At 64.8% G+C, this 12,347-nt stretch carries 17 protein-coding genes; 10 read left to right on the top strand and 7 right to left on the bottom strand.

Annotated features, from left to right (window positions below; translation table 11 throughout):
• The 5 genes from PMN64_RS16235 to PMN64_RS16215 form a co-directional block, all read left to right on the top strand.
• A partial coding sequence (locus PMN64_RS16235; protein ID WP_411781347.1) for a carotenoid oxygenase family protein occupies positions 1-670 on the top strand: 670 nt, incomplete at its 5' end.
• A gap of 320 nt (positions 671-990) precedes the next feature.
• The gene (locus PMN64_RS16230) at positions 991-1,578 is read left to right on the top strand and encodes a hypothetical protein (RefSeq protein ID WP_411781346.1); all 588 of its coding nucleotides are present in this window, start codon (positions 991-993) and stop codon (positions 1,576-1,578) included.
• A 50-nt stretch (positions 1,579-1,628) separates the two neighbouring features.
• Positions 1,629-2,183 carry an inner membrane-spanning protein YciB gene (locus tag PMN64_RS16225; RefSeq protein WP_304496111.1) on the top strand — a complete coding sequence of 185 codons (555 nt, stop codon included), beginning with the start codon at positions 1,629-1,631 and terminating at the stop codon, positions 2,181-2,183.
• A 119-nt stretch (positions 2,184-2,302) separates the two neighbouring features.
• Positions 2,303-2,599 (top strand): hypothetical protein, encoded by a 297-nt coding sequence (locus PMN64_RS16220; RefSeq protein WP_028337138.1) that lies wholly within the window; start codon positions 2,303-2,305, stop codon positions 2,597-2,599.
• 19 nt (positions 2,600-2,618) lie between these two features.
• The gene (locus PMN64_RS16215; RefSeq protein WP_411781345.1) at positions 2,619-3,563 is read left to right on the top strand and encodes an SH3 domain-containing protein; all 945 of its coding nucleotides are present in this window, start codon (positions 2,619-2,621) and stop codon (positions 3,561-3,563) included.
• On the opposite strand, the gene PMN64_RS16210 is transcribed toward PMN64_RS16215, so the two are convergent.
• Together PMN64_RS16210 and PMN64_RS16205 are read right to left on the bottom strand one after the other, a co-directional pair.
• Entirely contained in the window at positions 3,560-4,231 is a 672-nt protein-coding gene (locus PMN64_RS16210; RefSeq protein WP_411781344.1) for a DUF429 domain-containing protein, read from the bottom strand. The genes PMN64_RS16215 and PMN64_RS16210 overlap by 4 nt on opposite strands.
• A 9-nt stretch (positions 4,232-4,240) precedes the next feature.
• Complete coding sequence (locus PMN64_RS16205) at positions 4,241-5,896, bottom strand: fumarate hydratase (protein WP_028337141.1); 1,656 nt, start codon at positions 5,894-5,896, stop codon at positions 4,241-4,243.
• A 231-nt stretch (positions 5,897-6,127) separates the two neighbouring features.
• On the opposite strand from PMN64_RS16205, the gene PMN64_RS16200 reads away from it, so the two are divergent.
• Together PMN64_RS16200 and PMN64_RS16195 are read left to right on the top strand one after the other, a co-directional pair.
• The gene (locus tag PMN64_RS16200) at positions 6,128-6,445 is read left to right on the top strand and encodes a Kazal-type serine protease inhibitor family protein (protein ID WP_411781343.1); all 318 of its coding nucleotides are present in this window, start codon (positions 6,128-6,130) and stop codon (positions 6,443-6,445) included.
• Between the two features lie 103 nt (positions 6,446-6,548).
• Positions 6,549-7,010 (top strand): hypothetical protein, encoded by a 462-nt coding sequence (locus PMN64_RS16195; protein ID WP_411781349.1) that lies wholly within the window; start codon positions 6,549-6,551, stop codon positions 7,008-7,010.
• Here the strand turns inward: PMN64_RS16195 and PMN64_RS16190 are convergent, their stop codons facing one another.
• Positions 7,011-7,451 (bottom strand): SRPBCC family protein, encoded by a 441-nt coding sequence (locus tag PMN64_RS16190; RefSeq protein ID WP_411781342.1) that lies wholly within the window; start codon positions 7,449-7,451, stop codon positions 7,011-7,013. It abuts the gene before it with no gap.
• Positions 7,451-7,777: an ArsR/SmtB family transcription factor gene (locus PMN64_RS16185; protein ID WP_411781341.1), complete on the bottom strand. Its 327-nt coding sequence runs from the start codon at positions 7,775-7,777 to the stop codon at positions 7,451-7,453. The genes PMN64_RS16190 and PMN64_RS16185 overlap by 1 nt, the downstream gene beginning before the upstream one ends.
• Positions 7,778-7,923: 146 nt before the next feature.
• Between PMN64_RS16185 and PMN64_RS16180 the strand changes: the two genes are divergently transcribed.
• Both PMN64_RS16180 and PMN64_RS16175 read left to right on the top strand, forming a co-directional pair.
• Complete coding sequence (locus PMN64_RS16180; RefSeq protein WP_092084988.1) at positions 7,924-8,598, top strand: methyltransferase family protein; 675 nt, start codon at positions 7,924-7,926, stop codon at positions 8,596-8,598.
• A 9-nt stretch (positions 8,599-8,607) separates the two neighbouring features.
• Positions 8,608-8,967, top strand: coding sequence for a GFA family protein (locus PMN64_RS16175; RefSeq protein ID WP_016844775.1), 360 nt, complete (start codon positions 8,608-8,610; stop codon positions 8,965-8,967).
• A 104-nt stretch (positions 8,968-9,071) separates the two neighbouring features.
• Here the strand turns inward: PMN64_RS16175 and PMN64_RS16170 are convergent, their stop codons facing one another.
• On the bottom strand, positions 9,072-9,776 hold the full coding sequence (locus tag PMN64_RS16170; RefSeq protein ID WP_411781340.1) for a glutathione S-transferase: 705 nt from the start codon (positions 9,774-9,776) through the stop codon (positions 9,072-9,074).
• A 152-nt stretch (positions 9,777-9,928) separates the two neighbouring features.
• Between PMN64_RS16170 and PMN64_RS16165 the strand changes: the two genes are divergently transcribed.
• Positions 9,929-10,324: a DUF3606 domain-containing protein gene (locus PMN64_RS16165; protein ID WP_411781339.1), complete on the top strand. Its 396-nt coding sequence runs from the start codon at positions 9,929-9,931 to the stop codon at positions 10,322-10,324.
• Positions 10,325-10,444: 120 nt separating this feature from the next.
• Here PMN64_RS16165 and PMN64_RS16160 read toward each other — a convergent pair whose 3' ends face one another.
• Together PMN64_RS16160 and PMN64_RS16155 are read right to left on the bottom strand one after the other, a co-directional pair.
• Positions 10,445-11,122 carry a hypothetical protein gene (locus PMN64_RS16160; RefSeq protein WP_018272461.1) on the bottom strand — a complete coding sequence of 226 codons (678 nt, stop codon included), beginning with the start codon at positions 11,120-11,122 and terminating at the stop codon, positions 10,445-10,447.
• Positions 11,123-11,271: 149 nt separating this feature from the next.
• Positions 11,272-12,231: a Tim44 domain-containing protein gene (locus PMN64_RS16155; RefSeq protein ID WP_411781338.1), complete on the bottom strand. Its 960-nt coding sequence runs from the start codon at positions 12,229-12,231 to the stop codon at positions 11,272-11,274.
• Between the last annotated feature and the right edge of the window lie 116 nt (positions 12,232-12,347).

Below are 12,347 nucleotides of genomic sequence, written 5' to 3'. Positions count from 1 at the left end.
TGCCTGGGAGCCGGAGAAAGGCGCCTATGTCGGCGTGATGAAGCGCAGCGGCGCGTCAAAGGACATCGTCTGGTTCCGCGCCGAGACCTGCTACGTTTTCCACGTGATGAACGCGTGGGAGGACGGCAACCGCATCATCGCCGACGTGATGCAGTTCGAGGAAGCGCCGCTGTTCAACCATCCCGACGGCTCGCCGACCGACCCGCGGAAGAACCGCGCACGCTATTGCCGCTGGACCTTCGACCTCTCCGGCAACACCGACCGCTTCACGCAGACCTATCTCGACGACCTCACCGGCGAATTCCCCCGCGTCGACGATCGCCGCGCCGGATTTGCCAGCAATCACGGCTGGTATGCCTGCGCCAACCCCGATCTGCCGATGTTCGGTGCGCTGTCGGGCATCGTGCATGTCGACGGCCGTGGCAAGCGGCTCGGCCACTATCTGCTGCCCGCCGGCGATACGATCTCCGAGCCTGTCTTCGTCGAGCGCGGCGCTGACGCCGCGGAAGGCGACGGCTGGCTGCTCGCGGTGGTCTGGCGCGCCCGCGAAAACCGCAGCGACCTCGCCGTGTTCAACGCGCAAGATGTCGAAGCGGGCCCGACCGCGCTGGTCCATCTCGGCCACCGCGTGCCGGATGGATTCCACGGCAATTGGGTGGGCGCGGAGTAATCGTCGATCGTCCCAGACGTCAGAGCAGCAATTCCTCGCTCGTCATGCCCGGCCTCGTGCCGGGCATCCACGTCTTGGTCGCCACTTGCGGGAAAGACGTGGATGGCCGGGACATAAGCGAGCGGAAGCGACGCCGCCCGTCAACGGCCATGCCCGGCCATAACGATGCGGGATGGCGCGCGCCAAGTGCTGGGCTACCTTTATGTCACTGTCAGAGCTGGATTTTTTCCAGTCACCTCACGATTTTTACACTGTAAAGATTTCGCTTGACGCTTCCATTGCTCGCCTCTAGGGTATCTTTACGATGTAAAGATTAGCCGATGAGGCTCACCATGACGATCTTCCTGATCCTCGCTCCCTACGGCGCCTTCGCCATGCTGATGCTGGTGACCTCGGCCACGGCGAGCCTGCTCTGTGCCGCCCTGATCTGCCTTGCCGTGATCGCGTTCGATGTCGCACGCGGCCGCAGCATCAAGATCCTCGGCGTCGGTTCGGTGATCGTGTTCGCCGCGGTCGGCTTCTACCTCATCTTCGTCGACGCGACGTCGAGCAGCATCGCGGTGAAGATCGCGGTCGATGCCGGCATGCTGCTGGTGTCGCTCGGCTCGATCATGATCGGCCATCCCTTCACGCGGCAATATGCGCTGGAGCAGGTCGATGCCGAAACCGCGAAGCTGCCCGGCTTCATCCACGCCAATTACCTGATCACCGGCGCCTGGACCGTCGCGATGCTACTCATGCTGATCGGCAACGTTGCGGTGCTTTACGTGCCGGCGCTGCCGCTGTGGACGGGCCTCTTGATCGCCTTCGCCGCACGTAACGCGGCGGTGTACTTCACCCACTGGTATCCGCACCATCGCGCGGCCAAGGGCGCGACGCCGCCGGCCGGCGCGCTGCCCTCACGCTAGACGCTAACCATCATCACAACCAATATCCCGAGGAAACGGAAACCACGACGATGAAGAGCGTATTTGCCAGGCTTGCGAGCGACTTCCTCTCCACCATCGTCTTCCTGGTGGTCTATTTCGCCACCGACAATGTCCTGATCGCCACCGGCGTTGCGATCGCGGGCGCGATCGCACAAGTGGTCTATGCGCGCGTCAAGGGACAGGCGCTCGGCTACATGACCTGGGCGAGCCTTGGGCTGGTGATCGTGCTCGGCGGCGCGACGCTTTTCACCAACGATCCGCGCTTCGTACTGGCGAAACCCGCGATCGGCCACATCGCGATCGGCGCGATCATGCTCAAGCGCGGCTGGATGCTGCGCTATTTGCCGCCGATCGTGACCGAGACGATTCCGGAATACGCCACCCTCGCCGGCTACGCCTGGGCCGGGCTGATGTTCATCCTCGCCGCCGGCACCATTGCGATCGCGGCGACCGGCGACATGAAGCTGTGGGCATTCTACGTGTCGGTGGTGCTGGTCGGCGCCAAGATCGCCGCCTTCGCGATCCAGTATGTCGCCTTCCGCTTCCTGGTCGGAAGCCGGCTGCGCGCCGCCGCCCGCGCCTGATCGCCGCAGCCGCGAACTAGGCGCGCGCGGCAAGATGGGCTATACCCGCGCACGCGTTTTCTTCGCGCGAAACGGTAGCCATTTCGCTTGAGAGCGCTTTACCTGGAGGGGAGACGTCAATGGCGGTGGACGGAAACTGGAATCTCACGATGACGACGCCGATGGGCGAGCGCAAGGCGACGCTGTCGCTGGCAAGCTCCGGCGGCACGCTCACCGGCACGCAGGGTGCCGAGGGCAATTCCACCGAAATCTTCGACGGCACCGTGAATGGCGACGACGTCGCCTGGAAGGTTTCCATCACCAACCCGATGCCGCTGACGCTCGAATTCACCGGCAAGGTCTCCGGCGACGGCATCTCCGGCGAGATGGGCATCGGCCCGATGGGCAGCTTCCCGTTCACCGGCACGCGGGCGTAACCGCAGCAAGCGCACACGCATGCGCATCCTGACATCCGTTGCCGTCATGGCGTTATCAGCCGCGACGGCTTCCGCGCAACAAGCAAGCGAAGCCGAACCGGCGTGGCGCGCGAGCGCGGTCGCGCTGGTGCCGGCCGGATATGTTGCGGGCACCTCTTCCAGCACGGATGCCGCCGGCACCACCGGCTACCTCGCGGTCTATGCCGCGAACGCAGACGACCCGAAGATGCCGGCAAGCGTCTTCGCGCCGCGTCAGATGATGGTCGTGACGCTCAGCAAGGATGGCACGCGCGCCCTGTCGGCCGAACTGAAGCCGCGCGGTCCCAGCGATATCGCGACCAAAAATGCCGACGGCGCGGACAATGATTTTGCCGCGCGCCAGACCGAACTTGACGCGAAGCGAAACACACTGCCCGGTGGCACCGAACCATGCGACCTCGGCGCCTGGTCGGAGGACAAGGACCTCGCAGGCCTCAACGTGCGCGCGGAGCCGTCGGCGAAGGCACGCGTGCTCGGCAAGCTGCCGCCGCCCTACCATCTCAAGATGGGCGGGGCCGAGAACACGCCGGAGGGCGGCTGGCTCACCGAATTTCGTATCATCGGCTTCAAGGACGGCTGGTTTCTGATCGAGGGCGCGATGCCGCCGGGCAAGGCCTACGAGGACGACAAGCGCTATCCGCGCAACGCGCCAAAGCCTTATGCCGGGCGCGGATGGGTTGCCGCCAACAAGGTCGGCGCGAGCTACGCCAACGGCTACACCCGCATGGGCGGGTTGTTCCAGGCCCCCTTCGTCGATGCCAAGTGGACGCCGGCGCTGCGCAAGCTCGGCGGTGAGTTCGATACCGACGACGGTCCGAAACGCATCCTCGCCTGCAGCGGGCACTGGGCACTGGTGGAGAGCCATGACGGCGTGCGCGGCTGGTGGCGCAGCCTGTGCTCCAACCAGGTGACCAACTGCAGTTAGAACCAGATCTGCATCGGCAGACCGTACACGTCTCGCGGCGGCGCTTCGGGAACGCTTCCGCAAGGTTCGCGCGCAGCCAGCGCCACTGCACACGCATCCAGCACATCGTCGCGCTTCGCGCCGGCGCCGATGCGCATCTCGATGAGCCAGCGATCGATCTCGCGGAAGCCTGATCGTTTCAGCAGCCTGCAGCGGAGCGCATCGCCCTCCTCCGACTTCTTGCGCGGCAAAGCCTCGCCGCGGTTCAGCCGCAGGAACACCAGTTCGGGATGCACCTCGCGGATATCGCGCGTGGCGTTCGCGCGCACGAGCGCGTCGACCTCCATGATCTTCGGCCCGATGTGCCAGAGCTGGCGCGACACGCGGGTCTGGCCGCGACGCACCGCTTCCGCATTCGCGAGATCGGGATCGTCAAACTGCTGCCACAGCCAGCGCCGCGCGCCGGTGAAGACGCGCGAGGCGTGCGGGCGCAATCTCACGCGCGCAAGCAGGTCGCAATCGCGCTCGCCGTCATCGGTCAGACCGATCGGGATATCGATCCCGGCGCGATCGAACGGACGCGCCAGCGCGTCCGCAATGTCACTGTGAAAGGAAATCGTGCGCCGGTCGCCGTCGATGGTGACGGCGACCCAGCCCTTGGAAAAACCGTCGAGGCCGACCGCAATCAACCCGGATTCTCAACCGAGATTCAATTCCTTGAAGAAGTCGTTGCCCTTGTCGTCGATGATGATGAAGGCCGGGAAGTCGACCACCTCGATGCGCCAGATCGCTTCCATGCCGAGCTCGGGATACTCGACGACCTCGACCTTCTTGATGCAGTGCTCGGCGAGGTTCGCCGCGGCGCCGCCGATCGAGCCGAGGTAGAAGCCGCCGTGCTTCTTGCAGGCCTCGCGCACCGCGACCGCGCGGTTGCCCTTGGCGACCATCACCATCGAGCCGCCCGCGGCCTGGAACTGGTCGACGAAGGAATCCATGCGCCCCGCCGTGGTCGGGCCGAACGCGCCCGAGGCGTAGCCGTCGGGTGTCTTGGCCGGGCCGGCGTAATAGACCGGATGGTTCTTGAAATAGTCCGGCAGCGGCTCGCCCTTCTCCAGCCGCTCGCGCAGCTTGGCGTGCGCGGAGTCGCGCGCGACGATCATGGTGCCGGTCATCGAGACGCGGGTCTTGATCGGATATTGCGACAGCGTCGCGAGGATCTCCTTCATCGGCTTGTTGAGGTCGATCTTGACGACCTCGCCGCCGAGCGACTGCTCGACCGCGGGCAGATACTGCGCCGGGTTGTGCTCAAGCTCCTCGAGATAGACGCCGTCCCTGGTGATCTTGCCGAGCACCTGGCGGTCCGCCGAACAGGAGACCCCTAACCCGATCGGCAGCGAGGCGCCGTGGCGCGGCATGCGGATCACGCGCACGTCGTGGCAAAAATACTTGCCGCCGAACTGGGCGCCGACGCCGAGCGACTGCGTCATCTTGAGGATTTCCTGCTCCATCTCGAGATCGCGGAACGCGTTGCCATCAGCCGAGCCGTGGGTCGGCAGCGCGTCGAGATAGCGCGCCGAGGCGAGCTTCACGGTCTTCATGCAAAGCTCGGCCGAGGTGCCACCGATCACGATCGCAAGGTGATAAGGGGGACACGCCGCGGTGCCGAGCGTCAGCACCTTCTCCTTCAGGAAGGCGAGCAGGCGATCCCTGGTCAGCACCGACGGCGTCGCCTGGAACAGGAAGCTCTTGTTGGCCGAGCCGCCGCCCTTGGCCATGAACATGAACTTGTACGCATCATCGCCCTCGGCGTAGATCTCGCACTGCGCCGGCATGTTGTTGGCGGTGTTCTTCTCCTCATACATCGACAACGGAGCTACCTGCGAGTAGCGCAGATTGCGGCGCAGATAGGCATCGCGCGCGCCTTCGGACAGCGCGGCCTCGTCGTCACCGTCGGTGATGACGTTGCATCCCTTCTTGCCCATGATGATCGCGGTGCCGGTGTCCTGGCACATCGGCAGCACGCCGCCGGCCGCGATGTTGGCATTCTTCAGGAAGTCGAAGGCGACGAACTTGTCGTTGTCGCTGGCTTCCTTGTCCTCAAGGATCGAGCGCAGCTGCTTCAGGTGGCCCGGCCGCAGATAGTGGTTGATGTCGCCGAAGGCGGCCTCGGAGAGCGCGCGCAGCGCCTCCCGCGACACCACGAGCATGTCCTTGCCCAACACCTTCTCGACCCGGACGCCCTCGCTCGTCACCTTCTTGTAGGGCGTGGTGTCGGCACCAAGCGGGAACAGAGGCGTGTGCTTGTAGGGCGGAACGGGCTTCTGCTGGTCGGGGAAGGCTGAGGGGGCGTTCATGAGCTGCTCGTCGGTTTCGAAAGGCCGATGCCGGCCGCGGGGCCGCCGGCAATGTAGAGCCGTTCTAAGCCTTTTTCCGACAAAGGAAAGGGAAGCCGGCCGCCTTCCAGCCATGCGCGGGACCGGCAATCCACGTGCTATGTTTCATGCGATCGTAATCCCAGGTTGCCACAACGCCGGCAAGCCGCGAAACGGCCAAGGAAACCATCAGGAAACCATCAGGAGACCTTCATGAAGACAGCGCTCTTCATCTGGTTCGCGGCGCTGGCCTTGCTGATCGCGGTCTCGACCGGCGCCGATGCCGCCCGCCTCGGCAAGCCGTGCGGCGGCCTTGCCGGCCTGCAATGCAGCAGTCGCGGCCAGTTCTGCCAGTTCAAGCCCGGGACCTGCGGCCGCTTCGACCAGACCGGCACCTGCGCGTTCCGCCCGACGATCTGCAACAAGATCTTCAAGCCCGTATGCGGCTGCGACGGCAAGACCTATGGCAATGATTGCGAGCGCCGGGCCGCCGGGACTTCCAAGGCGCAGGACGGCAAGTGTTCGCCCTGACGTCGCCATATTGACGCGCTCCGCGGGAGCCTGCATGTAACTTCGCGTATTTTCATACCGCGGGGGGTATTTCGTGACAGCATCGTTGCGCCGACGCTTGCCTTTGGGCATCCGCTCCACTCTGCCGGCCGCGCTGATCGCGCTGGCGACGGTCTTCGTCGCAGCGCCTGTGCATGCCGATCCCTGCGTTGACATCGCCAAGCAGCTCGCCGGCCAGATCGACGGGCTGAAGGTCAATTTCAGCGCCGCCAACATCACCTACCTCACGCACCCGGCGGCGAAGGAATTGTCGCTCGGCTGCCGCGGCAAGGATTATTCGATCGAGCTCTACGCCAAGACCGATCGCAAGATGAAGGCGGAGTTCTTCAACCTGGTCGGCTCCGCCACGGCGCTGATCTTCACTGTGCCGAAGGACGACGCCGTCACCGGCACCTCGCGCTGCCTGAAGCGCATGGGCATCTTGCGCGGCAACACCATCACGATGCGCTATCGCCGCCTCAACCTCGAATGCACCCGCAGCAAGACCGACGCCTCGATCACGGTTCGTCGCGGCAACAACGAGTGATCAGCCTTCGCCGGTGATGCGCGCGATGGCGTCGAGCACCCGGCCCCATCCCGGGCTCATCATGTCGAAGGCGAAGCGGTTGCCCGGCAGCACGAAGCCGTCATGCACCATCCGCAGATGGGTGCCGCCTTCGACCGGCGTCAGCGTCCAGGTGACGATCGTATCGAGCTTCGAGCCGTATTCCGGATTGGTATCAGCGCCGCCCTTCCAGGAGTAGCGCAACAGACGCGGCGGATCGCAATCCAGCACCTCGCAATGCACGACACCGTCCCAGTCGCCCATCGGCTTGGTGTGGAAATTGAAGCGATGGCCAACGGCCGGCGCGAAATCGTTCGGCATCAGCCATTTCGCGATCCGATCGCTCGTCGTCAGCGTCCGCCAGATCTTCTCGGCCGCGTAGGGCAGCACCTTCTCGACCGTGATCGCGTGCGCCTCACCCATCACTCACTCTCCTTCAGCAGCCGTTCCAGGTTTGCAAAGCGCTCGGCCCAGAACGTCTCGTAATGGCCGAGCCAGTCGATCAGCGGGCCGAGCCCCTTCGGCGCGACGCGATAATGGATATGCCGGCCCTCGCGCCGCTCGGCGACCAGCCCGGCATCGCGCAGCGCGCGCAGATGCTGCGACACCGCCGGCTGCGACACCTTTGAACCCTGCACCAGGCCGGTCGCGGCGATCTCGCCTTCCCGCGCGATCCGCTCAAACACCGCCCGCCGCGTCGGGTCCGCGAGGGTCTTCAACACATCGGTCAACTGCGTGGCGACGGGCATGAAAATATATAAGCAATTGCTTATATGATTGTCAATACAGTCGCGACGCAGGAACGTCGCGCCTGCTCCGAAAGTTGATCGCTGCGGTCGCATGTTTGCCGGGAAAAGGGTGCGATAATATCGACTGGAATCGCGCGGAGCCGCTCATGATCGCAAAGCTCCTTCTGCAGAATACCTTCTTCGTCATCGCCATGGCCGTGCTGCTGTTTGCCTTCGCAGGTACGCTGCACTGGCCCGGAGCATGGGCCTATCTGATCGCCTCGGCCGTGATCGGCCCGGCCTGCGGGCTGTGGCTCGCCAAGGTCGATCCCGGGCTGCTGGCCGAGCGCATGCGCCTCACCGCGCGTGAAGGCCAGCCCACCGAGGACAAGCGGTTCATGCTGGTGTTCCTGGTCGTTGCCGTGCTGTGGTTCGTCGCGATGGGGCTCGACCGGCGCTTTGACGGTGTCAATGACGGCGTGCCGCTGATCGTACTCGGCCTTGCGCTGTACCTGTTGTCGACCGTGCTGATCCTCTGGGTGTTCCGCACCAACTCGTTCGCCGCGCCGGTCGTGAAGGTCCAGACCGAGCGCGACCATCACGTCATCTCGACCGGTCCCTACGCGTTGGTCCGCCATCCGATGTATACGAGCGTGATGCTGTTCTTCATCGGCGTGCCGCTGACGCTCGGCTCCTGGTGGGGCCTCGCCTTCGTGCCGGTGTTCTTCGTGATGTTTGCGATCCGCACAGGGATCGAGGAGCGCACGCTGGTGACGGGATTGTCAGGCTACGCCGATTATGCGGCACGGGTGCGCTACCGCCTCGTGCCCGGGCTGTGGTGAGGAATCATCATGGCGGAGAGCAAGACCTACACCGGCGGTTGCCATTGCGGACAGGTCCGCTTCGAATGCACCACCGATATGGCCATGGTGACGGCCTGCAACTGCTCGATCTGCACCAAGAAGGGCCTGCACTTCGTGTTCATGCCGCCGTCGAGCTTCCAGCTTCGCGCCGGCGCCGAGAACCTCAAGGAATATCTCTTCAACCGCCATGCGATCCGCCATCAGCTTTGCGTCGATTGCGGCGTCGACGTGTTCGCGCGCGGCAAGAAGCCCGATGGCACCGACATCGTGGCGCTGAATGTCAGCTGCATCGATGGCATCGATCTGTCGAAGATCGCGATGACGCCGGTGGATGGGCGGAGCCGGTAGCCTTCCACGCCGTCATTCCGGGGCACGCGGAGCGTGAACCCGGAATCCAGAGATTGTGGCGCGAGATTCCGGGTTCGCTTCGCGCCCCGGAATGACGGTGCCTATTAATCCAGCGCCTTGTAGCGCCGGAAAATGCCCTCTTCGTTGAAGGGAATCCGCCGCTCGCTGGCCAGATACGCCTTGATGTTCGGCCGCTCGGCGACGCGATCGCGCAGCGCGATCAGGCGCGGGATCTTCTTCTCGAACGCCGCCATCCGCTTCGGAAACGCATAGCGCAGGCCTTCCACGATCTGGAACAGCGACAGGTCGGCGTAGGTCAGCCGGCGGCCGGTGACGAACGCACCGCGGTTGGCCTGCACGAGGTCCTCGAAATAACCGAGATATTTCGGCACCCGCGAATCCCAGAACTCCTCGGTGCGCTTCTTCGCCGGCGCCTTCTGGTCCTCGTAATACAGCGACGGCCCGAGCGGATGATGGGTGTCGTGGATCTCCAGCACGAAGTCCGCGATCGTCAGCTGCAGTTGGTGCACCCAGAGCTTTCCGCCCTCCGCCTTCGGCGCCAGGCCGTGGCGCGCGCCGAGATAGAGCAGGATGTTGGCGGTCTGCCCGATCACGAGACTGCCGGCCTTGAGGAAGGGCGGCGCGAAGGGCGGAGTGCCCTTGTGTGCCTCCATCATCTTCATCATGGCGCCCGTGCCGCCCTTGGCCCGCGCGACATCGGTGTAGCCGGCGCCTGCATCCTCGAGCGCGAGGCGGACATATTCGCCGCGGCCCTGGATCATCGGCCAGTAGTAAAGCTGATAGTGCATGCATTTACCTCCGAAAACTTCGCCGCATCGCTTTGCTTCAGCTCGATCGTAGCCGCGCCGCGGTCAGATCGTCCACCGCGCGCGGCCGCCTGTGCGAACCGCGCGGAGGCTGCTAAGGTTCCAACGTCGAATCTTCGATGAGGGATCATCTTATGGCGGATAGCAAGAAGAAGCGGGGCGCGGCAGATCGCGCTCTGATCGCGTTGAGCGAGTCCTACGAAGTTGCGTACTGGTCCAAGAAGTTCAAGGTCACGCCGGCGAAGCTGAAAGCCGCCGTCAAGAAGGTCGGACATTCCGCCAAGAAGGTGGAAGCCCATTTCAAGGAGCAGCGACACAAGGCCGCCGACCGCGCGCGGATCGCGATCAGCGAGCCCTACGAGGTCCGCTACTGGTCGAAGAAGTTCAAGGTGACCCCTGCCCGGCTCAAGACCGCGGTCGCAGCCGTCGGACATTCCTCGAAGAAGGTCGAAGCCTATTTCGCGGCGAAGAAGGAAACCGCGAAGAAAAAGAAGACAGTTAAGAAGACCGTCAAGCGTAAGAAGAGCTGAGCGCGGCCGGACGATCCCGTCATTGCGAGAAGCGGAGCGACGAAGCAATCCATCGCTCCGCGCGCACGGCAGGATGGATTGCTTCGCTGCGCTCGCAATGACGGAGCAGATGCGCTCCCCTCAATTCGCCGCGAAGCAGTACAGCAAGCCGTCGCCGCCGGTGCTCTTCAGGTCGGCCTGCGAGCAGCCGCCGTCGGGACCGCGCGAGGGATGCGACGTGTTCCAGGATTTTGACGGCTCGTCGTCGCGCAGGCCCTTGCGGTCGAAATGCCCGAGCATGGCGGCGCCTTGCGTGCTGCTTGTCCAGTTCTTGCAGGTGCGGTCCTCGCCGGCCGCAAACGCCGTACCGTCTGCTTGCGATCCCGTCAGCACGTCGTGGCGGTTCGGCGTGTCGCCGGCACCGTTGACGACCTCGCCCTTCTCGGACAGGGCGGTCTGCTTGGTGAGATTGTTGCCGGCGCTGTGCAGGTCGGCGACGTCCTTGGCGACGACGACGCCCTTTACATTCTTCCAAGGTCCCTTGCCGATGCGATCGCGCGCATTCTCCGCGGCCTTGCCGTCGGCCGCCTGGGTCGAGAGATAGGCGCGCCAGGTCTTCGGCGCACCGAAGCCGGCGGCCTGCGCCAGCGTCTGGCAATGATTGTCGGCGCCAGCGAGCCCGCCGAGATTGCCGCCGTTGCCGATGCCGTTGCTGGTCAGGAAGAAGCTGGTGTCGGCGGTCTGCGCCGCCGCCGGCGGCGCGGCCACGACGACGAACGCAAGACAGGCCGGAACCGCGATCTGCGCAACGATCTTCATCTTAATCCTCCCGATGGTTGTTATGGTCCGCTGAGATCAACCCGCTGGCCCTCCGGATATTCCGGCGCCGCGACATGTGAATGACCGCCAAAACAAAAGCGCCGCGGACCAGGCCGCGGCGCCTTCTATCTGTCATCTCCGGCAATCGATCAGTTGGTCTGCTGGATCGCCGAAAGTTCCCAATTGCCGCCGCGCTGGCGCACGAAGGTCCAGACCTCCGTGACCTCCTCCGGCTGCGTGCTGCCGCCGACCTGACGGCCGGTGCCGCGCTCGAGCACGGTGTCGACCAGCGAGTAGCGCATCGCGACCGTCGCATACTCGCTGTCGCCTTCGCGCCAGGCTTCCGCCAGATCGCCCTGCAGCAGCTTCACATTGGTCACCTTGTTGGTGACGTTGCGCGCCTTGTTCTCCTCGAGATCCTTCGAGAAGTACGACACCATCTCCGGCGTCGCGAGCGTGTGCAGCTTCGCGATGTCCTCGTTCGACCACGCGGTCTGGATGTCGCCGAGCAGCCGTTCGAACGTCTCATAGTCGCCTGGCGCGATCTCGACCGGCGCATTCGATCCGCCGAGCCCGAAGCCGAAGCCCGAGCGGGCGTTCGCCTGCGGACCGGGGCCGACGTCGGGGCCACCGGCATAGGCGGCTGCCGGCGTGTTGCGGCGCTGCCACCACGACATCGCAAGGCGAACCACGAGCACAATCAGACCGATCTGCAGCAAGAGGCCGAGCATCGACGACAGGCCACCGAGACCCGAGAACAGCCCGCCGCCGAACAGCATGCCGAACAGGCCGGCGCCAAGGAAGCCCGCGGCCAGGCCGCCGAGCAGGCCGCGGCCCATTCCGCCGCGACCGAACAGGCCGCCGGAATTCGCCGCCGCCGGCGCACCCATGTTCGGGCTACCAGGCTGGCTGAAGGTGCGGTTCATCGGCGCAACCGAGCCCGGCGCCGTGTTGGTCGAGGGCGGCGCGGAGAATGTCCGCGAGCCGCGCGAGCCGCCACCGCCAACGCGGGCGTCGGCCGCCGAAACGGTCATCATCACGGGCAGCGCCAGCGCCATCGCGACGGCGATCGCCCGAACAATTCCACGCGTGCGTTGCGAGAAATTCATGTTGGTTTCCTCAAAGGATTCCCCGGCATGGGGAAACGCCCCTAAGATGGGCAGGGCCGGTTAAAAGTGAAGCGGGAAACGGGAACCGCGGCTGCGGCCCTCGGTCGCGGAGATGT

Source organism: Bradyrhizobium sp. UFLA01-814, assembly GCF_046718885.1.
GTDB lineage: Bacteria > Pseudomonadota > Alphaproteobacteria > Rhizobiales > Xanthobacteraceae > Bradyrhizobium > Bradyrhizobium elkanii.
The sequence above is the reverse complement of the archived record's forward strand: the minus strand, read 5'-3'. Positions and strand labels throughout refer to the sequence as shown.